At 70.4% G+C, this 18523-nt stretch carries 17 protein-coding genes and 1 pseudogene; 10 read left to right on the top strand and 8 right to left on the bottom strand.

Translation table 11 applies throughout. From position 1 onward, the window contains the following. The first annotated feature begins 194 nt into the window (after positions 1-194). Positions 195-1214 carry an LLM class flavin-dependent oxidoreductase gene (locus AB5J50_RS47675; RefSeq protein WP_369264761.1) on the top strand — a complete coding sequence of 340 codons (1020 nt, stop codon included), beginning with the start codon at positions 195-197 and terminating at the stop codon, positions 1212-1214. A 114-nt stretch (positions 1215-1328) separates the two neighbouring features. On the opposite strand, the gene AB5J50_RS47670 is transcribed toward AB5J50_RS47675, so the two are convergent. From AB5J50_RS47670 to sthA, 3 genes are read right to left on the bottom strand one after another with little or no spacing between them, the layout of a single operon-like run. Then, complete coding sequence (locus AB5J50_RS47670; RefSeq protein WP_369264760.1) at positions 1329-2561, bottom strand: epoxide hydrolase family protein; 1233 nt, start codon at positions 2559-2561, stop codon at positions 1329-1331. 38 nt (positions 2562-2599) lie between these two features. Continuing rightward, positions 2600-2926, bottom strand: a complete 327-nt coding sequence (locus tag AB5J50_RS47665) for a MarR family winged helix-turn-helix transcriptional regulator (protein WP_369264759.1) — start codon at positions 2924-2926, stop codon at positions 2600-2602. A gap of 59 nt (positions 2927-2985) precedes the next feature. Beyond that, complete coding sequence (gene sthA, locus AB5J50_RS47660; RefSeq protein WP_369264758.1) at positions 2986-4389, bottom strand: Si-specific NAD(P)(+) transhydrogenase; 1404 nt, start codon at positions 4387-4389, stop codon at positions 2986-2988. Between the two features lie 217 nt (positions 4390-4606). Between sthA and AB5J50_RS47655 the strand changes: the two genes are divergently transcribed. From AB5J50_RS47655 to AB5J50_RS47640, 4 genes are all read left to right on the top strand, one after another. Then, entirely contained in the window at positions 4607-5089 is a 483-nt protein-coding gene (locus AB5J50_RS47655; RefSeq protein WP_369264757.1) for a hypothetical protein, read from the top strand. Positions 5090-5300: 211 nt separating this feature from the next. Continuing rightward, positions 5301-6266, top strand: a complete 966-nt coding sequence (locus AB5J50_RS47650; RefSeq protein ID WP_369265711.1) for an ankyrin repeat domain-containing protein — start codon at positions 5301-5303, stop codon at positions 6264-6266. Positions 6267-6478: 212 nt separating this feature from the next. Further along, the gene (locus AB5J50_RS47645; RefSeq protein WP_369264756.1) at positions 6479-7189 is read left to right on the top strand and encodes a restriction endonuclease; all 711 of its coding nucleotides are present in this window, start codon (positions 6479-6481) and stop codon (positions 7187-7189) included. Positions 7190-7409: 220 nt separating this feature from the next. Continuing rightward, positions 7410-9311, top strand: coding sequence for a long-chain fatty acid--CoA ligase (locus AB5J50_RS47640; RefSeq protein ID WP_369264755.1), 1902 nt, complete (start codon positions 7410-7412; stop codon positions 9309-9311). A 220-nt stretch (positions 9312-9531) separates the two neighbouring features. Here the strand turns inward: AB5J50_RS47640 and AB5J50_RS47635 are convergent. The 3 genes and pseudogenes from AB5J50_RS47635 to AB5J50_RS47625 all read right to left on the bottom strand — a co-directional run. Next, positions 9532-9900 (bottom strand): annotated as a pseudogene (locus tag AB5J50_RS47635) (sensor histidine kinase); the annotation flags it as partial. Further along, positions 9782-10456, bottom strand: a complete 675-nt coding sequence (locus tag AB5J50_RS47630) for a hypothetical protein (RefSeq protein WP_369264754.1) — start codon at positions 10454-10456, stop codon at positions 9782-9784. The pseudogene AB5J50_RS47635 and the gene AB5J50_RS47630, both read right to left, overlap by 119 nt. Positions 10457-10495: 39 nt before the next feature. Continuing rightward, the gene (locus AB5J50_RS47625) at positions 10496-11122 is read right to left on the bottom strand and encodes a DUF6629 family protein (RefSeq protein WP_369264753.1); all 627 of its coding nucleotides are present in this window, start codon (positions 11120-11122) and stop codon (positions 10496-10498) included. Positions 11123-11389: 267 nt separating this feature from the next. Between AB5J50_RS47625 and AB5J50_RS47620 the strand changes: the two genes are divergently transcribed. Next, positions 11390-11605, top strand: coding sequence for a DUF4177 domain-containing protein (locus AB5J50_RS47620; RefSeq protein ID WP_327434257.1), 216 nt, complete (start codon positions 11390-11392; stop codon positions 11603-11605). Between the two features lie 187 nt (positions 11606-11792). Continuing rightward, the gene (locus tag AB5J50_RS47615) at positions 11793-12596 is read left to right on the top strand and encodes a VOC family protein (RefSeq protein ID WP_327434256.1); all 804 of its coding nucleotides are present in this window, start codon (positions 11793-11795) and stop codon (positions 12594-12596) included. 3 nt (positions 12597-12599) lie between these two features. Here AB5J50_RS47615 and AB5J50_RS47610 read toward each other — a convergent pair whose 3' ends face one another. After that, on the bottom strand, positions 12600-13586 hold the full coding sequence (locus tag AB5J50_RS47610; RefSeq protein WP_369264752.1) for a DUF5937 family protein: 987 nt from the start codon (positions 13584-13586) through the stop codon (positions 12600-12602). Between the two features lie 154 nt (positions 13587-13740). On the opposite strand from AB5J50_RS47610, the gene AB5J50_RS47605 reads away from it, so the two are divergent. Next, on the top strand, positions 13741-14943 hold the full coding sequence (locus AB5J50_RS47605) for an MFS transporter (protein ID WP_369264751.1): 1203 nt from the start codon (positions 13741-13743) through the stop codon (positions 14941-14943). On the opposite strand, the gene AB5J50_RS47600 is transcribed toward AB5J50_RS47605, so the two are convergent. Next, positions 14933-16699: a tetratricopeptide repeat protein gene (locus tag AB5J50_RS47600; protein ID WP_369264750.1), complete on the bottom strand. Its 1767-nt coding sequence runs from the start codon at positions 16697-16699 to the stop codon at positions 14933-14935. The genes AB5J50_RS47605 and AB5J50_RS47600 overlap by 11 nt on opposite strands. A gap of 447 nt (positions 16700-17146) precedes the next feature. Here AB5J50_RS47600 and AB5J50_RS47595 point away from each other — a divergent pair, with 447 nt between their 5' ends. Together AB5J50_RS47595 and AB5J50_RS47590 are read left to right on the top strand one after the other, a co-directional pair. Then, entirely contained in the window at positions 17147-17599 is a 453-nt protein-coding gene (locus AB5J50_RS47595) for a cyclic nucleotide-binding domain-containing protein (protein ID WP_369264749.1), read from the top strand. A 42-nt stretch (positions 17600-17641) separates the two neighbouring features. Continuing rightward, positions 17642-18475: an N-formylglutamate amidohydrolase gene (locus AB5J50_RS47590; protein ID WP_369264748.1), complete on the top strand. Its 834-nt coding sequence runs from the start codon at positions 17642-17644 to the stop codon at positions 18473-18475. Positions 18476-18523: the final 48 nt, after the last annotated feature.

Genomic DNA, 18523 nt, shown 5'->3' with positions numbered 1-18523 from the left:
TGTGGCCCGGCCGAAGCCGGTCCCTCGCGGTTCGGGGACCACGGAAGACCGCCCGTGCTCCTTGTGGATCAGCGCCATTGTGAGCGCTGACCACCGGACACGGGGGCCTCCCGGTCAGCCCACAGTGATCGCCTGCCAGAATTGGGGCAGCATTGGTGTGCGGCAGAACTTGCCGCGGACGATGGAGGAGCCCTGTGCCACTGCCCTCAGACCCTTTGCGGAAGCTGGGATTCCTGACCATCGGGCTGTTCGACCAGGACAACCCCGGCCGCGGTCATGAGTCGACGCTCGACATCATCGAACTGGGTGAACGGCTCGGTTTCGACAGTGCGTGGGTGCGCCACCGTCATCTCCAGTACGGCATCTCCTCCCCCGTCGCGGTCCTGGCAGCGGCCTCCCAGCGCACCCGCCGCATCGAACTGGGAACCGCGGTCATCCCGGTCGGATGGGAGAACCCGCTGCGGCTGGCCGAAGACCTGGCAACCGTGGACATCCTGTCCGCGGGCCGCCTCAATCCGGGCGTCAGCGTCGGCCCACCGATGCACTACGAGCAGGTCAAACACGCCCTCTATCCCGACACCGCGGACGCCGAGGACTTCGGCTACGAGCGTGTGGAGCGGCTGCTGGACTTCGTACGCGGCAAGTCGGCCACCGACTTCAGCGGGGTCGAGGGCTTTGAAGTGTTCTCCGACCGCGTGCAGCCCCACTCCCCCGGTCTGGGCCGCCGTATGTGGTACGGCGGCGGCAGCCTGCGGTCGGCACAGTGGGCCGGTGAGCACGGAATGAACTTCCTGACCAGCAGCGTCGTGAAGGCGGAGGAGTCCGAGGACTTCGCGGAGGTCCAGCTCTCCCACGTACGCGCCTTCCGCGCCCACCATCCCGACGGCGACCGGGCCCGTGTCTCCCAGGGACTCGTCGTGATTCCCACGGACAGTGCCTCGCCCGAGCAACGTGCGAAGTACGAGGAGTACGCCCGCAAGCGGATGCCACGCACCGCGACGCCGCAGGGGCCGGCGCGCATGATGTTCGCGCCCGATCTCGTGGGAACGTCCGACCAGATCGCCGAACGGCTCTACTCCCACGTCGCGTTCCAGGAGATCGACGAGGTCGCCTTCGCGCTGCCCTTCACCTTCGACCACGACGACTACGTCCAGATCCTCACCGACATCGCCACCAGGCTCGGCCCGGCGCTCGGCTGGCACCCGTCAGCCTGAAGACCGACGCCGCTGACGGGTGGAGCGGGCTGTAGGCAGCGCACCTGGTCCCCGTGTTGCGTCCTGTACGTGATCGGGCGGGCCCTAGTCGTCTCGCCCAGCCGACAGCGCGGCTCAGTGTCGGTTGCGGAAGGTACGGCGCAGGTCGTCCACCCAGGCGTCCGGGGTCTCCCAGGGGATGAAGTGGCCGCCGCTGTCGTGGGCGGTGAGGTTGACGTGGTGGTACCAGTCGGCGCGGTCGCTGGAGAGCCAGTTCTGGATGCGCTGCTCGGTGGTGGTGACGCCCGGCGGGTTCTCGTAGCCGACGAAGGTGATGCCGGTGGGAGCCTCGATGGCCGGCCGACGGTCGTGGGAGGGAGTCCAGGGGTAGCGGTTGGCGTTGGCGTAGTAGCGAATCGAGGTTCCGATGGTGTTGTTGGCCCAGAAGATCGTGGCGTGAGTGAGGAGGTCGTCCTTGGAGAAGACGTTCTCCACATTGCCGTGATCGTCGCTCCAGCTCGCCCAGCGTTCCAGGATCCAGGCGAGCAGCCCGACCGGTGAGTCGGAGAGCCCGTGGGCGAGGGTGCTGGGGGCGAGGAGGTGGGCGGCCAGGTGGACGGCGAAGCGCCGCTCGAAGGCCACCAGTTGCCGGCGTACGGGCTCGGGCAGACCTTCGGGGATCGGATGCCCGCCGCTGAGGTCCCAGGCCCGGTCGCCGTTGAAGAAGGTGAGTTTCAGTCCGGAGCCGATGTGGATGCCGTGCAGCTCGTCGGCGTACTTGTGGCCGAGCTGGCCGGTGACGAGGGCGCCGACGTCGCATCCGCCGGCGGCGTATTTCTCGTGGCCGAGCGTGCTGGTCATCAGGGTGTGCCAGAGGTCGGCGACCTTCCAGAAGTTCATGTCGGGGTGGTCCGGCAGCGGGGTGGAGAAGCCGAAGCCGGGCAGGGAGGGGACGATGACGTCGAACGCGTCGGCCGGGTCACCACCGAACGCGGCGGGGTCGGCGAGGGGGTCGACGACCTTGGACCAGTGCCAGAAGGTCCAGGGCCAGCCGTGCGTGAGGATGAGTGGCGTCGGGTCGGGGCCGACGCCGGGTTTGCGCATGAAGTGGACCGGAACGCCCTGCACGTCGACCTTGTAGTGCTCGTAGACGTTGATCGCGGCTTCGGCCTTGCGCCAGTCGTAGTGATGGAGCCAGTGGTCGGCGAGTTCCTGGAGGTAGCCACGGCTGACGCCGTAGTACCCGTCCTCATTGCCCGCGTCGTCGGCCCATCTCGTGAGCCGCAGCCGCGTCTTGAGGTCGTCGAGGACGGCGTCGGGCACGTGGATGGGCACGGGCTCCAGCGGGAACCGCGCTGTGGCTGCCATGAGGATTCCTTCCGGGTCGGAGAGGGCCGCGCGGCCGGTCAGCGCTCGGTGTCCATGAGCGCGGCCATCCGTGCCGACGCGGGCAGGGCGACGCCGATGGTGCGGCGTTCCTCGGGGGTCAGGGCCTCGATCAGCTGCGAGAACCGGCGGACGCGGTCCTCGTACCGGGTCCGAACGATCTGCGCACCGGCCGGGGTCACCCGTACGAGAACCGCACGGCCGTCTTCGGGGTCCGGCTGCCGCTCCACCAGCCCCTCGCGTTCCAGACGGCTGACGAGCTGGGTGATGGCGGGCTGGGTGATCTGTTCGCTCGCCTTCAGCGTGGTCAGCCGCATGGGGCCCTTGTGGGCGAGCGTGTGCAGCACCGACAGCGTCGTGAAACTGCGCTTCTCGGATCGCGGGGAGCGGCGCGGTGATCAGTCCCTCAGTCCTTGAGACGGTCGATCTGCCGGATCTTGTTGGTGGCGTCGAGGGCGGCAATCTTGTAGGACTCGGCGAGTGTCGGGTAGTTGAACACCGCGTCGACCAGGTAGTCGACCGTGCCGCCGCAGCCCATGACGGACTGGCCGATGTGGATGAGTTCGGTGGCGCCGGTGCCGAAGCAGTGGACGCCGAGCAGTTTGCGGTCGTCGGGCGAGACCAGCAGCTTGAGCATGCCGTGCGAGTCGCCGATGATCTGGCCCCGGGCCAGTTCGCGATAGCGGGAGATGCCGACCTCGAAAGGCACGCAGTCCTCGGTGAGTTGGTCCTCGGTCCGCCCGATGAAGCTGATTTCCGGGATGGTGTAGATGCCGATCGGCTGGAGGTCGTGCATCCGGTTCACCGGCTCGCCACAGGCGTGGTAGGCCGCCGTGCGCCCCTGCTCCATCGAGGTGGCCGCCAGGGCGGGGAAGCCGATGACGTCACCGACGGCGTAGATGTGCGGCACCTCGGTGCGGTAGTGCTCGTCGACCGTGATCCGGCCGCGCCGGTCGGCGGACAATCCGGCCTTGTCCAGGTCGAGTTCGTCGGTGAGACCCTGTCGGCCCGCCGAGTACATGACGGTGTCGGCGGGGATCTTCTTGCCACTCTCCAGGATGGTGAGGGTGCCTCGGGGGTGGCGTTCGACCGCGGCGACGGTCTCGCCGAACCGGAAGGTGACGGCCAGGTCCCGCAGGTGGTACTTCAGCGACTCGATCACCTCGACGTCGCAGAAGTCGAGCATCCCGGGCCGCTTCTCGACCACCGTGATCTTGCTGCCGAGGGCGGCGAACATGGAGGCGTACTCCATGCCGATCACACCGGCCCCGACGATGACCATGGAACGCGGCACCTGCTCCAGGTTCAGCACGTTGTCCGAGTCCATGATCGTCCGCCCGTCGAACGCGACGGTCGCGGGCCTTGCCGGACGAGTGCCGGTGGCGATCACTATGTGCTCGGCGCTCAACTGCCGTTCATGACCGTTCACTTCGCGCAGGGCGATGGTGTGGTCGTCCAGGAAGCTGCCGGTGCCCGCGAAGAGCGAGACGTGGTTGCGTGACAGTTGGCTGCGGATGACGTCGACTTCGCGGCTGACCACGTGCTCGGTGCGCGCGGTCAGATCGGCGACGGTGATGTCCTCCTTCAAGCGGTAGCTCTGGCCGTACAGATCGCGCTGGGTGAGGCCGGTGAGGTACAGGACCGCCTCACGCAGAGTCTTTGAGGGGATGGTCCCGGTGTGGATGGAGACCCCGCCGACCATGTCGGGGCGGTCGACGACAGCGACCCGGCGGCCGAGCTTGGCCGCAGCGATGGCGGCCTTCTGGCCGCCCGGGCCGGATCCGATGACGAGCATGTCGAAGTCAGGCACCCTCCGGAGTCTGTCAGTCGCGAGCCCTCCGTCGAAAGGGTGAACGGGGGATCATTCGCAAAGCATGGACGCCGAACCTGTCCCGGGGGCTTACGCCAGGGGCGGCCGGGCCGGGCGGAGTTGGGCGTGAACGCCCGGGGCGGCACCGCAGCCATGCCCGACCGCCATCGCCTACGGTGCCGAGGAACAGGCGCGCACATCGGCCAGGAAGGGCGTGATGCACATGGGCGATCTCTTGCCGTACGTCGATGAACACACGACGGTGATCGCGGCCGGGACCGAGGTTGTCTGGCGCGTGCTGGGCAACACACTGGACCGGTCGTCCTCACGTCCCGGCGCGGTCGGCTACGCGAGGCTGGTGGACTGCGCGGACCGGACGGCGTCCGGACCACGCCCCCCTGCCGAGGGTTCGACGTTCCCGGGCTTCCGGGTGACGACGGCGGTACCGGGACGTGAGCTGGTCCTCGAAGGGCGCCATCGATTCTCGACATACGCCCTGACCTTCCGCCTCGAAGAACTCGGGCCGGACCGATCACGCCTGCGGGCCGAAACGAGAGCCGCCTTCCCCGGCCCGACCGGCAGGCTCTACCGGCGGCTCGTCATCGGGACGGGCGGGCACGGCATGGGCGTGCGGCGGCTGCTCGCGGGGATTCGCCGTCGATCCGAGGAGCCTGCGGGCGACGGTCACCGGAGTCGGTGACCTCGCGGGAGGCGGGGGCGCGCGGCGCACGGGCGGGACACGCCGCGGGGGCGTCCCGCCCTGAAGCCATGCCTCATGTCCGGCTGAGATGACGACAGTTGGAGTCCCAGCACGGTCCTGGCGACGCGGCATGCCGGGGCGTTGTCACACCCGTCTGCGAGGGTGTGTACGGGCGCCATGAGGAGTCGCCCTGATGGGGACCGGAGGGGGCATGGTGGCAGGTCGGGTTGGTGGCTGGGCAGGCGTGAGTTGGGAAGACTGGCGGGACTACGACGGCATTCGGCGGCGTCTCGATCAGGGCGCCGATCCGGAGGCCTGGAGCGGAGGGCGGCCCCTGCACCGGGCAGCGGGGTTCGGCTCGCCGGAGGTCGTCGCGGAGCTGGCCGGACGGGTCGCGGACGTGAACGCATGGGAGAACGGGACGACCGCGTTGTGGGAAGCCCTCTTCACCGGCCGACCGGACAACGCGCGGGCCCTCGCGGCCGCCGGGGCAGATCTCTGGCGCCCCCAGATCGGCGGTTGGTCGCCGGGTCGGCTCAGCCTGGCCGGGCCGACGCCGGACCTGTTCGCGGTGCCCGAGGGGGAACGCACGCTGACCGAGGCCGAACGCGCGGTGGCCAAGGAGGGCGGACGGCTGGTCGCGGCGCTGGGAAGCATCGACTACGACGGCACGGGCCTGGCGTGCGTGGCCGGGATCGACGCCGAGGAAGCGATACGCCGCTTGGAGGCGACACCGGCGGAAGGCGAGGAACTGGACGAGCTGATCGAGGATCCGTACGCGTACGACATGGACGAGACCCTGCAGATCATCGGCGTGACGACCGTGCCGGGCGGCTGTGTCGTGACCCAGCCGTGGGGGTACGCGCCACAGATGCCGGGCGTGCTGAGCCGGCTGTCCATCGGCACCGTCTGCTACGGCCTGTACGCCAACCCCAAGAGCGGCAACCAGGGCAGCATCGCCCGCGACGGAGTCGTCGAGGCATGGGACCTCCACCCGGGCGGCGCACCGGACCTCGACGCCACACCCGGGGAAGTCCTGGCCGCCTACCTCTTCCAGAGCAGCGCGGTGGCCTACTCGTGCTCCTACGCGGGACTGCGGCCGACGGACGCGCGCGCCGTCGTCGGGCCGCCCGACCTATGGGTTGAACTGCCTGAGCGGGACTACTGGAGCAGCTGACGCAGGACGCGTCGCGAGCACCTCGTGGCGACGCCCCTGGTGGAATCGCCGCCGCCTGGCCGGATCTCGGCCTGCGTCGATCACGTCCCACGGTCGTTCGTGACCCGTTGTCAGTGGTCCTTGCCATGATGGGTGGTGGCACGGTGAGCGATCACATGACCACGGGGGGTACGGGTGCTTTCGATCGACGTGTGCGGGAAGAGCGGCAAAGCATGTCGGCCGGGCGGTGCCCCGTGACGCGCCGTCGGCCGCCCGTCCGGTGGCGCGGGCGGCGGCCCAGCAGGCGGCAACGGGAGGCGGACGCACGACTGTTGGTGATCCTTGTGGTCGCGGGCGCGGCCGTCCTGGTGGTCCGCTGGCTCGCGGACCACTGGTGGGTGGTCGTGACCGCTGTGGTGTTCGCGGGTCTCGCGGGCGCCGGGTGGTTGTACCGGAGTCGGCAGCGGGAGCGGTGGGAGGAAGTGCGGTCGCGCGGGCTGCGGTACGCGCTGGCGCAGCTGGACGGGCTGCACCATCAGGAGTTCGAGCAGGCGGTACGGGAGTTGATGCGCCGTGACGGCTGCCCGGATTCCGCGCGGGTCGGTGGCCGTGGGGATCTGGGCGCGGACGTGAAGGCGACGGACCCGTTCGGGCGGCGCTGGGTGCTCCAGTGCAAGCACCGCCGCGAAGGGGATCGCGGGTCCGCGGTGGGCACCCCGGATCTGCAGGTCCTCAATGGCACGGCGCGACCCGTGCACCGGGCCGATGTGGCGGTCATGGTGACCAACGGCCGAATAACCGGCCCCGCGCGGGACTTCGCGAAGCAGCAGCGGCTCCACCTTGTCGACCGCCGGCTGCTCGCCACCTGGGCGGCGGGATCGCAACCGCTGTGGGAACTGCTACGGGCACTCCCACCGCCGCGCGGACGGTCCGCTGCGTCCTGACCGTCCATGACGAACAGAATGAGGCCTTGGGGAGCCTTGGGGAGGGGCTGGAGATGAAGAACCGTCCCGTGCAAGCGACGGTCCGTGGGCCCGGAACTCGGCCGCGGGCGAGCTGCTCGTTGAATGGTGCACGGTCGTCGCCGGTGTGGGCTACATTCGGGAATCCTCGACACCGGCGTCTCTGGGTGAGGCCACGTTGAGGAGAATTCCGGAGCGGCGAATGCACCAGTCCGAACTTCCTCCACCGGCCACACCACTGATCCAGGGGGGACTCGCCGACAGCCTCTTCGAAGCGGCACACCGCACCCCTGACCTTCCGCAGCTGGCGCGCCGCCCCGATGTCCCCTCCGCGGCCTGGACGCCGGTGACCGCCGCGGAACTGTGGGGCGAGGTGGTCGACCTGGCGCGGGGGCTTGTCACCTCGGGCATACGCCCGGGCGACCGCGTGGCCATCATGGCGCGTACGCGCTACGAGTGGACCGTGCTCAGCTATGCGCTGTGGTCGGTGGGCGCCGAAATCGTGCCGATCTATCCGACGTCGTCGCACGAGCAGGTCGCGTGGATTCTGAAGGACGCGCACTGCGTCGCCGTGGTGGTCGAGGACGAGCAGGGGGTCATGACGGTCGGCTCGGCGTGCGCCGCGCTCCCGTTCCTGCGCCACGTCTGGCAGTTGGACAGCGGGGCGCTGCCACAGCTGGTCGAGCGCGGCCGGGCGATACCGGCGACGGCGGTCGACTCGCTGCGCCGGATCGTGCTGCCCGACTCGACCGCGGTCATCGCCTACACCTCCGGCACGACGGGCCACCCGAGGGGCTGCGCCCTGACGCACCGCAACCTGGCGAGCCCCTGCGACACGCTGCTCGAAGGCTGGAGACAGACGGCGGCTCCTCCCGGAGAGCAGCCGGCCATCCTCGCCTTCCTGCCCTTCTCCCACGTGTACGGCCTGATGATCCAGGGGCTCTGTCTGCGGGGCGGCATCCTGATGGGGCACGAACCCGATCTGGGGGCAGGGGCGCTCTCCGCGGCGCTGCTGTCCTTCCGGCCGACCTACCTGTACGCGGTTCCGTCCGTCTTCGAGAAGATCTACAAGAACTTCCTGCGGACGGCCCAGCAGACGGGCCGCGCCTCACTGTTCGAGCGTGCCGTCCGCACCGCGCAGGATTTCGCCCTCGCCGAAGAACGTCATCGGCTGGGCAAGGGCGCAGGCCCCGGCTTCGACCTGCGCCTGCAGCACTCGCTCTACGAGAAGACGGTGTACAAGAAGTTGCGCGCCGCGCTGGGCGGACGGGTATGCGGCGCGGTGTCGGGCGGCTCGCCCATGAATCGTGAACTCACCCTCTTCTACGCGGGAATCGGAATCTTCGTGCACGACGGATACGGGCTCACGGAGACAGCCGGAGGAATTACCGCGCAGCCCGTGGGGCGCGAGAAGTTCGGAACGGTCGGGCGCCCGCTGCCGGGCACGGACATCCATGTGGCCGACGACGGGGAGATCTTCGTGTCGGGGCCCTCGGTGTTCCAGGGATACCTCAACGACGCCCCGGCCACTCAGGACTCGTTCCTGGACGGTTGGCTGGCCACGGGCGACGTCGGGCGTCTCGACTTCGAGGGATATCTGACCATCACCGGGCGCAAGAAGGAGATCATCATCACGAGTAGTGGAAAGAGTGTGGCTCCCGCGGCTCTCGAGGAGCGTCTGCGGGTCCACCCGCTCATCCACCAAGCCGTGGTGGTGGGTGACAACCGCCCTTGCGTGGGGGCCCTCATCACTCTGGATCCCGAATTCGTCGCGCACTGGCGCGCGTCCCGGTCCAGGGGCGAAACACCGGTCCGGGACGCGCGCGAGGAGAACGAACTGCGGGAGGAGGTCAGGCGCGCGGTCGCCGCGGCCAACAGCACCGTGTCCCGCTCGGAATCCATTCGGGTGTTCCGCGTCCTCCCGGAGCCCTTCGATCTGGCCAATGGATTGCTGACGCCCTCGATGAAGTTGCGCCGGGATGCGATTACTCGGCGGTTCGCCGCCGAGATCGAGGCGATGTATCAGACGTCGTCGCGGGTTCCGCGGGAGTACGCGTCCAGTGACTCCTCGATCTGGGAGGACTCGGACAACGTATTCCGGTGAAGGTGAAAGGGGCGGGCGCCGTCGCGGTGCGGGACGTATGTGCCTCCCAGGAGGGACCTCAGAGGCGTCACACGGCTCCTGACTTCCGGCTGCTTGGTGGTGGTGTTCATACGGACACCTTGCGCGAAGGCGGTCGGGGCAACCAGATCCCTCCGGAGAGCAGGACCGCTGGTCCTGGTAGCGATGCCACCACGATCGGCGGGAATGCGCCCGTCACAGGTCAGTCGGCCCCAGCGGCGGAGGAAGCGGGCTCCATCGTGCAGGGTAGCCGCAGGGCGAAGACCGAGCCCGCGCCGAGGTCGCTGGTCACGGTGACGGTTCCGCCGTGGGCGGCGACGAGTTGGTGGACGATGGACAGGCCGAGCCCACTGCCGCCGGTGCGCCGGCTGCGGGACTTCTCGGCCCGCCAGAACCGGTCGAAGACACTGGGCAGATCCTCAGGAGCGATACCGCTGCCGGTGTCGGCCACCTCAAGGACGACCTGACCGTCCTGGCTGCGGGCGGACAGGGTGATCGTTCCGCCGGAGGGAGTGTGGCGCGTCGCGTTGGACACCAGGTTGCCCAGCGCCTGTCGCATCCGCACCGGGTCGGTTGTAGTTGATGGCGATCACATAGTCGAAGGAGCCGGTCAGGGGCTCGCCCTCGAAGCCCGTGCCGGGTGCGGTGAAGGCGCCCGAGCGGTCGTACGGGAGCCGGGTACCGGGGTCGGGCAGCAGCCCGCCGGCATCTGCGAGGGTGTACACGCCGATGGGCGAGTGGAGGTCACCAGCGCGGTGGTGGTCGGTCCATCCCCTCAGCGCGTTGTGCGCGGGCCAGCTCGGTCCCGCCCGCCAGCCCGCCTCCGTGCGCTCGTACAACACCACCGTGGATATCGGGGAGTTCCTGCCCCGGCCGGTCACCACGACGGCCTGGCGGGTCGTCGACGGGACGGCGGCCAAGGTCTTGGGCCCGAGACCGGGCAGCTGCTGTGGTGCCACTTCCAGGGATGCGGTGGGCGTGGGAGCGGGCGTTGCCACGCGTGCCCTCACCGTGGGGCCGCCGACTCCTTGGCCCATCGTTTCCACCGTGCCGCCGGCTCCGCAGCCGACGAGCAGGAACGAGGCGGCCAGAACCATCGCCGGAACACGCTGTACGGGATCGATCATGCGTCGACCCTGACCGACAGATATGAGGAACTCGTCAGGTCAGGCCACCCGGGTGACCGCGCCCCTTCTGCGGACCCACCCGAGCAGGGCCGCCGAGGTCACCGCCGCGAACGCGCACCACGTCGAGACGAACTCCAGCTGCCACAGCGCCCAGCAGATCACCGCCCCCACGGCGACCAGGACACCGAGCAGCAGCAGGCCGCGATCACCGGAGAGCAGCAGTGCGCCGACGGTGGCGAGGAGATAGCCCGCGATGAGCAGTTCCGCGTGGGACAGATCGACGACGTAGCCGACGGTGTGGCCGCGGATCTCGGCCGTGACGGGACGGTCTGCGAGAGCGTACGCAAGTGCCGCCGCGGTCGCGAGACCGGACGCGAGCGGGAGCGCCAACCGGAGCCGGGCGTGCCGCGGCGCCGCGCAGAGCACGCCCATCGGTACCCACACCGCCAGCAGCGGAAGGGCGATCACGGCCCGGGCGACAGTGGCGGGACCGCTTCCTCCGCCGGAGTCCCAGACCACGGACTCGACGATCTGGTGGGCCCCGAGCAGCAACGGCAGCGCGGCCAGCGGGAGATCCGCTGTTCTGCGCACCCGCGTCACACAGGCCACTCCGACAGCGGCGATTCCGGCACCTGCTGCCAGATCGGCCGTCGCACTCCAGCACATCGCGTCACCATGGGTCCGCCGTCACGAGATCCCGCCCTACGGTGCGCAACGCTACGGGGCCGGGAAGTGATGCCCGTCGTTGACACGAAGGCCGAGGGGACCCCGTGCACACCTCCCCTGCCTGAAGCTTCCCTTCCCTGAAGCCTCCATTCCCTGAAGCTTCAACAAAGCCTTGTGTCAGGCGGGACCCGCCCCTGTGCCGCGCCGGAGAACAGTGATTGGGTGGGCCCGGCCACGCCCGACGAAACGCAGGAGAGCCTCGCAGCCATGAGCAGCCCCTACACGTACGAGTACAAGGTCGTCACCTTCCGGGAGTCGCTGATCGGCGACGCGCTGGACAGCGGCAAGCTGGAGAAGGTCCTGAACAAGCACGCCGAGGACGGGTGGCAGCTCAAGGCGATCACCTCCGCCGACGTCAAGGGCCGCATAGGCCCCGGCGCGGTCGAGGGGCTGCTGCTGACGCTGGAGCGGCCGCGCGGATAGCCCGCGCGTAGTGCGCGAGACGCCGAGGCGGGGGATGCTGGAGCTGATGGGACAGCGAAACCGCAGGTGCTACTGATGCCGTCGGAGGCCTTCCGGCATGGGAGGCCTCTTATGGCTGGGCTGTTGCCGAGGGTCTGGCATGCACCCCGCGACCGCTGCCGGCCAGTGATGTCAGGACGGTACGGCGATGAAGAGCGATGGAACACTCCACCATGAGGTCGTCACCAGTCACTCGGTGTTCGGCGCGCCGTGCTGGGTCAGTCTGACCACACGCGATCTGCGGGCCGCGGAGGCCTTCTACCACGCCGTGCTGGGCTGGGAGTGGGCCTCGGACACCAAGATGGGCGATCAGTACAGGATCGCGCGCGTGGACAGAGTCCCGGTCGCGGGGGTCTCCGAGGTGGACTTCGTGGCGAAGACAGCCGTCGCATGGACTCCCTACTTCGCGGTGTCGAGCGCGGACGAGACCGTCTCCAGGAGCCAGGAACGCGGTGGTACGACCGCGGTGGGGCCGATCTCGCTGCCGCCGGGGCGTGCGGCTCTGCTGGCCGACCGGGACGGAGCGGTCTTCGGTATCTGGGAGGGCGAGCTGGTGGCCGGCTGGGAGGCGTGGCGCCGCGCGGCACCGGCCTTCATCCGGCTGCACACCCGCGACGCCTTCGACGCCGCCATGTTCTACGGAGAGGTCCTGGGCTGGGCGTCCAACGCCTCCGGATGCTGCGAGGTCCACTACGAGGAGAACGAGGTCGTCCTGCGCAGCCAGGGAGACATCGTGGCCCGGATCCACTCGGGCGCGGTGGAGGCGGCGCCCGATCCCACCATCAGGCCGCACTGGCAGATCCACTTCGCGGTCTCCGACGTGGAGGCCTGTGCCCGGGCCGCGCGGGCCCACGGCGGCACGGCTCACCAGCAGGGGGTCGGCTCCACGGAGGCGGTCCTCATCGACCCCGACGGGGCGCACTTCACCGTGACCTCCAAGGGCGACGTGTAGGGCTCAGGCCCCTGCTGCCAGCGCCTTCCCCAGTGCCGTGCGCCCGTAGAGGACGTACGGGCCCCGGCGGTGCGACACCAGCAGCCCCGCCTCGCGCAGCACCGACAGATGGGCCGAGACGGATGAGGGAGCCAGGCCGTGGCGGTCGGCCAGGGCCGTCGTCGATGCGGGCGTGTGGAGGCCGGTGAGGATGGCGGCGCGGTGGTGGCCCAGCAGCCGGGCCAGGGCCGCGGGCGCCTCGGCGGCCGGGGCCGGCGGGAGGCCCGGGCCGCGCGCCGGATAGATGACCGTCGGCTGCCAGGGCCGGGCGAAGCCGCTCACCACGTCCGGCCGCACGAAGACGCTGGGCATGAGCAGGATGCCCCGGCCGTCGGCGCCCTGTGCCTCCTTGTGGTCGGCGTACATGCGCAGGGTGAGGGTGTCGTCCGCCCAGTCGATCCCCGGGTGCAGGTCGCCGAAGAGCGCTTCGAGGCCGCCGTCCGCCAACTGCCGTGTGCGGTGGGCGATATCGGCCTCCAGCACGGCCTGGTGGCGCGTCCAGTCCGGTGCGAGCAGCGCCTGCCAGGCCCGCTCGGTGAGGTCGGCGAGCCGTCGCACGGTGGCCGCGGGGTCGTCCAACGCCGCCCGGCCGTACGGTGATGCGGCCGCCCCCGGCGTGCACGCGAGCGAACGCGCCAGTTCCGTACGGGCCATGGCCGGGTCGGTGGCCCGCAGCCGCGCGAGTTCCTCCTCGAAGGAGGCGTTCGGCGTCTTGGGCGGCGGCCCCAGGAAGTCTGGGGTGTAGCCGCCCTTGCGGGGGATGAACAGCCACAGCTCCGACAGGTCAAGGCCCGCCACGACATCGCGTACCCGCCGCAGCCAGTCACGGTGGAAGGCATGCCGGGCCGGTCGCCGCAGCATGCGCAGCGCCTCATGCGTCTGGCAGAGCGGGGACACCGCGAACCGGCACCGGGTCAGGTCGTCGGTGCCCAGGTGCAGGGTCAGCGGCAAAACGGCCTCCGGTGAGCCTCGATGAGCCTTCGACGAGCCGTCCACGAGTGATTCGGCTCCAGCCGAAAGAGTAGAAGGCCGTGCGAGCGCCCCGCACGCTTGCCCGTGGCCGCACCCGGCCACTCTCAACAACCCGTCGCAGAAAGGCTCGTTGATGGGGAGTGAACGCCTCACCGCCTGGCGCAGAGCCGCCGTCGTCGCGGCGCTCATGCTGGCCGCCTTCACCTTCAACACCACGGAGAATCTGCCGGTCGGGCTGCTCTCCCTCATCTCGGACGACCTGCGTGTGCCGCTGGCGTCCGTCGGAATGCTGGTCACCGGCTACGGCCTGACCGTGGCCGTCGTGTCGCTGCCCCTCGCGCACCTGACCCGGTCGATCCCGCGCCGTCATGTGCTGTCGGGCTTGCTGGCGCTGCTCGTGCTGGCCAGCTGGGTCTCGGCACTGGGTGCCCTCTCCTACGGGCTCCTGCTCGGGGCACGCGTGGCGACCGCGCTGGCCCAGGCGCTGTTCTGGGCGGTGATGGGTCCGGTCGCGGTGGGGCTGTTCCCGCCCGAGCGGCGCGGCCGGGTCATCGGGCTGCTGTCGGTCGGGGGTTCCCTCGCCACGGTGCTCGGGGTTCCGGCCGGTACCTGGCTGGGCGGGCACAGCGGCTGGCGGGCGCCGTTTCTGGTCCTGGGCGCGATCGGACTCGTATCGCTCGTCGCGATCGCCGTCCTGCTGCCGACCTCGCGTGCGGAGGAGGGGCATGCCGCGTACGGGGCCGCTCCCGACGCCCGCCGGTTCGCCGTGGTGCTGGCCACGACCGCGCTGTCGGTGACCGGAGCCTTCGCGGGATTCACGTATGTGGTCGCCTTCCTCGACGAGGTGAGCGGGTTCTCGGAGGGTTCGGTGAGCGCGCTGCTGATGGTGTTCGGGGTGGCGGGGATCGCGGGCGTCGCCGCGGCCGGGCCGCTCCTCGACCGTTTCCCGCGCGGGACGCTGAGCGTCCCGGTGGCGGCCCAGGCGGTGGCCCTGCTCGGCCTGTACGCGGGCGGTGGCAGCCAGCCGGTGACCGTCGCCATGCTGATGCTGCTCGGTGCTTCCCTGGGACCCGTCTTCATGGCCACGCAGAGCCAGGTGCTCCATGTCGCGCCCGGGCGCACCGAGTTGGCCCTGGCGGCGAACTCGGCCGCTTTCAACACGGGGGTGGCGGCGGGCGCGCTGACCGGAGGCGCCGTGCTGTCCGCCGTGGGGGTGCGCGGAACGTTCCTGATCGGCGGGCTGCTGACCGCCGTGGCGCTGGCGGTGCTGACGTGGCCCGTGCCCGCAGCGCTGACCGAAGGTTCGAAGGCCGCTCCCCCGAGCCTCAGTTCGTAGCGGAGGCCTTGTGCGACGCGGGAATCCGGTAGACGAACGACGGGTACGGGTCCGCGGTGACGCGCTGCCAGGCCGACCTGACCTCATCCGGAGCCTGCGCGCGGGCCACGGCGAAGGCGGTGAGGCAGGCGGCATGGACGTCGGTCTGGTCGGTGCGCCGGGTCAGGGCCAGCAGACTGCGCAGGGCGGTGACCGCCTCGTCGACGCGGTCACCGGTGAGATGGGCCTTTGCGCCGGTGCGGAGGGTGGTGGCGAGGGCGGAGAGGGTGACGGCGAGCCCGGTTTCGTACCGCTCGGGGTCGGTGCCCTCCATCAGCTCCCGCAGGATCGTCTCCGCCTCCTCGTAGCAGGCCAGAGCCCCCGCGTCGTCCCCGGCGTGTCGCAGTGCGCGGGCGAGGACCCGCAGGCGGCGGGGGGTCAGCGGCTGGTAGGTGTCCCAGTCGGACTCGGCCAGCCGACGGGTGATGGCCAGGGCCTCTCGGCCGGCGGCCACGGCCGCGTCCGGGCTGCCCGTGCCGCAGTACCGATGGGTGAGATTGGCCAGCGCCCGGGCCAGTTCCGGTTCGTAGGTCTGGGGACTGCGCTCCGCGGCGCTGCGATACGCGGCCACGCTCTGTTCGCCCGCCTCGACGGCCTCACGGTCGGCGCCTTCCGCCTCGTAGCAGAAAGCCAAGTCGTCCAGGGCCTGGGCGAGTCTCGGTTCGTAGACCTCGGGGTTGCCTACGGTGAGCCGAGTGCACAGATCGGCCAACTCCCCCAGCGCCAAGCGCTCCTCGCCGGTCTTCTTCAGCCGGCCCAGGTGGTGGGCCAGGCACTCCAGGGCCTCGACCAGCCACGGTTCGCCGATGGCCGCATTCCGCTCGGCCAGCGTGCGGCTCACGGCGACGGCCTGCTCCGAGGTCTCGCGCGCCCGGGGAAGGTCACCGGTCACGTCCTGGCACCGGGCCAGGTCGGTCAGGAGCCGGGCACGCAGGGGCAGCATGATCTCCGGGTAGATCCACGCGGGGAACTCGTCCGTCGCTTCCCGGGCCTCGGCCCCGACCTCGACGGCCTCACCGTACCGACCGAGCGCGCGCAGTCCGCCGGTCAGCTCGACCAGCACGCGGGGCCTCACCAGCTGCACGCGTTGCTGCTGTCTGAACGACATGTCCCGAAGCAGCCCGGCGCACTCCTCGTAGACAGCGACGGACTCCTCCGCACGACCGAGGCCGCCCAGCACCAGCGCGTAGGTGCGCAGGGCGCCGGCAAGGGTTCCCATCGGCCTGTCCCGGCGCCGGGGCACGGCATGCCGGTACGCCGCCACGCATTCCCGGGCCGCCTCCAAAGCCTCCTCGAGCCGACCGGCCTCGGTCAGCGTCTGAGCTCGGGTGTGCAGGACAGAGGCGGCCTGTGCCCGGGACGTTCGGGCGCCAGGAATCGTCAGGGACTCGTCGGCCGCCATCAGCGCATCCTGATGACGGCCGGCCAGGGACAGCGCGTTGGCGTACAGGGCAAGGGCGCGGGCCAAACCGTCCCGGTCACGTCGCCGAGGGTGCTCACCCACGAGAAGGCTGCGGTACGCGACGACGGCCTCCGCGCTCCATGCGACGCGCCGCGCCGGCGGCTGTGGCCGCATCCACACCCACCCGGGTGTGAGGCACCGCAGCAGCGCGGCGCCGAGCAACGGCCCACCGACCCGCGGGCTGACCCGGGCCAGCGCGCGCGGCAGGGGCAGCAGGATCCGCACCACACCCATCCGCTCCCCCTCACCTCTCATGCCCATGACGATCGGGCCCGCTCCCTGGTTGCACACCAGCTGCCATGAGTCCCAGAGTCGTTGTCCGCCACCGATCGCCGAGGCTTGTCACGCGGTCGACACCCTGGCTGCGGTGGGCGAGCGCGGGTGGGCGCCGCGATGTCGAAGCTGGTCGCCGCCTGCCTACGGTCGCTCGAAGACGGCCCGGTGTCCTCGGGCGCGACCGCCGCCGACGCGATGGCGCTGTTCGCGGGGCCCCTGCCGGATGAGGGGCCGGAGGTGCCGCATGGTGGGCGCGCTTCCCGGGCCCATTCCGACGGATTCCGGCCCCGACGCTCCGGATCCCGTAGAACCGGCTCCAATAGCCGGATCCCGCAGAACCGGCTCCAATAGAGAGTGACGGGATACGACCGGCACGACATCCGCGGAACGAGTCGCTTCTCCGCGGCGGCGCGATGGAGGTCCGCGATGACCACAGCTCTCCGGCTCCTGCCCGCACTTTCCCCCGAGCATCGCGAACGGCTGATGGGCGTGGCCCGCGAGGTCTCGTTCCCCGCGGACGGAAGGATCTTCGAGGCAGGGGGTACCGCGGACCGTTTCTGGGTGGTCCGCTCCGGGACGGTCTCCCTGTACCAGCGGGTCGTCGCGGACAGACGTATCTCCGTCGCGCAACTGGGCCCCGGCGATCTGCTCGGCTGGTCATGGCTGTTCCCGCCCCACACCTGGGATTTCGGCGCCGAGGCCTTCAGTCCCGTACGCGCCTATGAATTCGACGCGGCGCAGGTGCGGACTCTCTGCGACCAGGATCCGACGCTGGAGCTGTCCCTGACCCGGACGATCGGCGCCATCCTGGCCCACCGGCTGGAAACGACACGAGCGGCGCTGATCGAGCACTACGCGCGCCACGGTGGCAGCCGGTGAGGGCAGGCCCTCGGGCAGGCCGGGCTGGGATAGGAATCTCGTATGGACGACACCCTGGATTCCCCGGACGCCCTTGATTCCTTCCAGCTTCTGCCCGGCGCGGCGGACTCGCCCGTGATCCTGCATGTGCCGCACTCCTCGCGGTACGTACCGGCATCTCTGCGCGACGGCATCGTGCTCGACGACGCGGGGCTGGAGCGCGAGTTGGACCACATCACGGACGCGCACACCGCAGAGCTGGCCGCGGCAGTCGCCGAGGCGGCCGACGTCACGCCGTGGCGGTTCGTGAACCGGCTGTCCCGGCTGGTGATCGATCCCGAGCGCTTTCCCGACGAACGGGAGGAGATGCTGGCCGTCGGGATGGGCGCGGTCTACACCCGGACCACGCATCGCGCGCCACTGCGGCCCGCGGACGTCGATCCGCGGCCGCTGATCGACCGTTACTTCCACCCCTACGCACAGGCGATGACGGCGGCGGTGGCCGACCGGCTGGCCGCCACCGGGCGGGCCGTGGTCGTCGACGTCCACTCGTATCCGACGGCCCGACTGCCCTACGAGCTGCACGGCGACGGTCCACGGCCGCCGGTCTGTGTAGGGACCGACTCCTTTCACACGCCGCCCGAGCTGGTCGCCCTCGCGGAGAAGGCGTTCGCGGGCCTCGGGGGTGTGGGGATCGACAGCCCGTTCTCCGGCGCGTACGTGCCCCTGCGGTTCTACGAACGGGAGCCGCGGGTCGCGGCCCTGATGGTGGAGATCCGGCGGGACACGTACATGACCGAACCGGGTGGCCCGGCGGGTCCGGGGCTCGCGCGCCTGGCCGGGGCGCTGACCGCGCTGGTCGATGCCGTGTCGATGTTCGATGCCGTGTCGACGTAGCCGTTGGGAGGTTTCGCATCGAGGTGGCCGTCGGGCGCGATCACCCCT

The organism is Streptomyces sp. R35 (genome assembly GCF_041053035.1).
In the GTDB taxonomy this organism is placed as follows: domain Bacteria; phylum Actinomycetota; class Actinomycetes; order Streptomycetales; family Streptomycetaceae; genus Streptomyces; species Streptomyces lutosisoli.
Note: the sequence above shows the minus strand (reverse complement) of the source record. Positions and strands in the feature narration are given on the sequence as shown.

What these genes read in the sequence shown, in the direction of transcription:
- AB5J50_RS47670 (WP_369264760.1), bottom strand. Translation starts at nt 2,561, where the DNA reads ATGGCAGCCACAGCGCGGTTCCCGCTGGAGCCCGTGCCCATCCACGTG.
- AB5J50_RS47655 (WP_369264757.1), top strand. Translation starts at nt 4,607, where the DNA reads ATGCACATGGGCGATCTCTTGCCGTACGTCGATGAACACACGACGGTG.
- AB5J50_RS47650 (WP_369265711.1), top strand. Translation starts at nt 5,301, where the DNA reads ATGGTGGCAGGTCGGGTTGGTGGCTGGGCAGGCGTGAGTTGGGAAGAC.
- AB5J50_RS47645 (WP_369264756.1), top strand. Translation starts at nt 6,479, where the DNA reads ATGTCGGCCGGGCGGTGCCCCGTGACGCGCCGTCGGCCGCCCGTCCGG.
- AB5J50_RS47640 (WP_369264755.1), top strand. Translation starts at nt 7,410, where the DNA reads ATGCACCAGTCCGAACTTCCTCCACCGGCCACACCACTGATCCAGGGG.
- AB5J50_RS47630 (WP_369264754.1), bottom strand. Translation starts at nt 10,456, where the DNA reads ATGATCGATCCCGTACAGCGTGTTCCGGCGATGGTTCTGGCCGCCTCG.
- AB5J50_RS47625 (WP_369264753.1), bottom strand. Translation starts at nt 11,122, where the DNA reads ATGTGCTGGAGTGCGACGGCCGATCTGGCAGCAGGTGCCGGAATCGCC.
- AB5J50_RS47620 (WP_327434257.1), top strand. Translation starts at nt 11,390, where the DNA reads ATGAGCAGCCCCTACACGTACGAGTACAAGGTCGTCACCTTCCGGGAG.
- AB5J50_RS47615 (WP_327434256.1), top strand. Translation starts at nt 11,793, where the DNA reads ATGAAGAGCGATGGAACACTCCACCATGAGGTCGTCACCAGTCACTCG.
- AB5J50_RS47605 (WP_369264751.1), top strand. Translation starts at nt 13,741, where the DNA reads ATGGGGAGTGAACGCCTCACCGCCTGGCGCAGAGCCGCCGTCGTCGCG.
- AB5J50_RS47600 (WP_369264750.1), bottom strand. Translation starts at nt 16,699, where the DNA reads ATGAGAGGTGAGGGGGAGCGGATGGGTGTGGTGCGGATCCTGCTGCCC.
- AB5J50_RS47595 (WP_369264749.1), top strand. Translation starts at nt 17,147, where the DNA reads ATGACCACAGCTCTCCGGCTCCTGCCCGCACTTTCCCCCGAGCATCGC.
- AB5J50_RS47590 (WP_369264748.1), top strand. Translation starts at nt 17,642, where the DNA reads ATGGACGACACCCTGGATTCCCCGGACGCCCTTGATTCCTTCCAGCTT.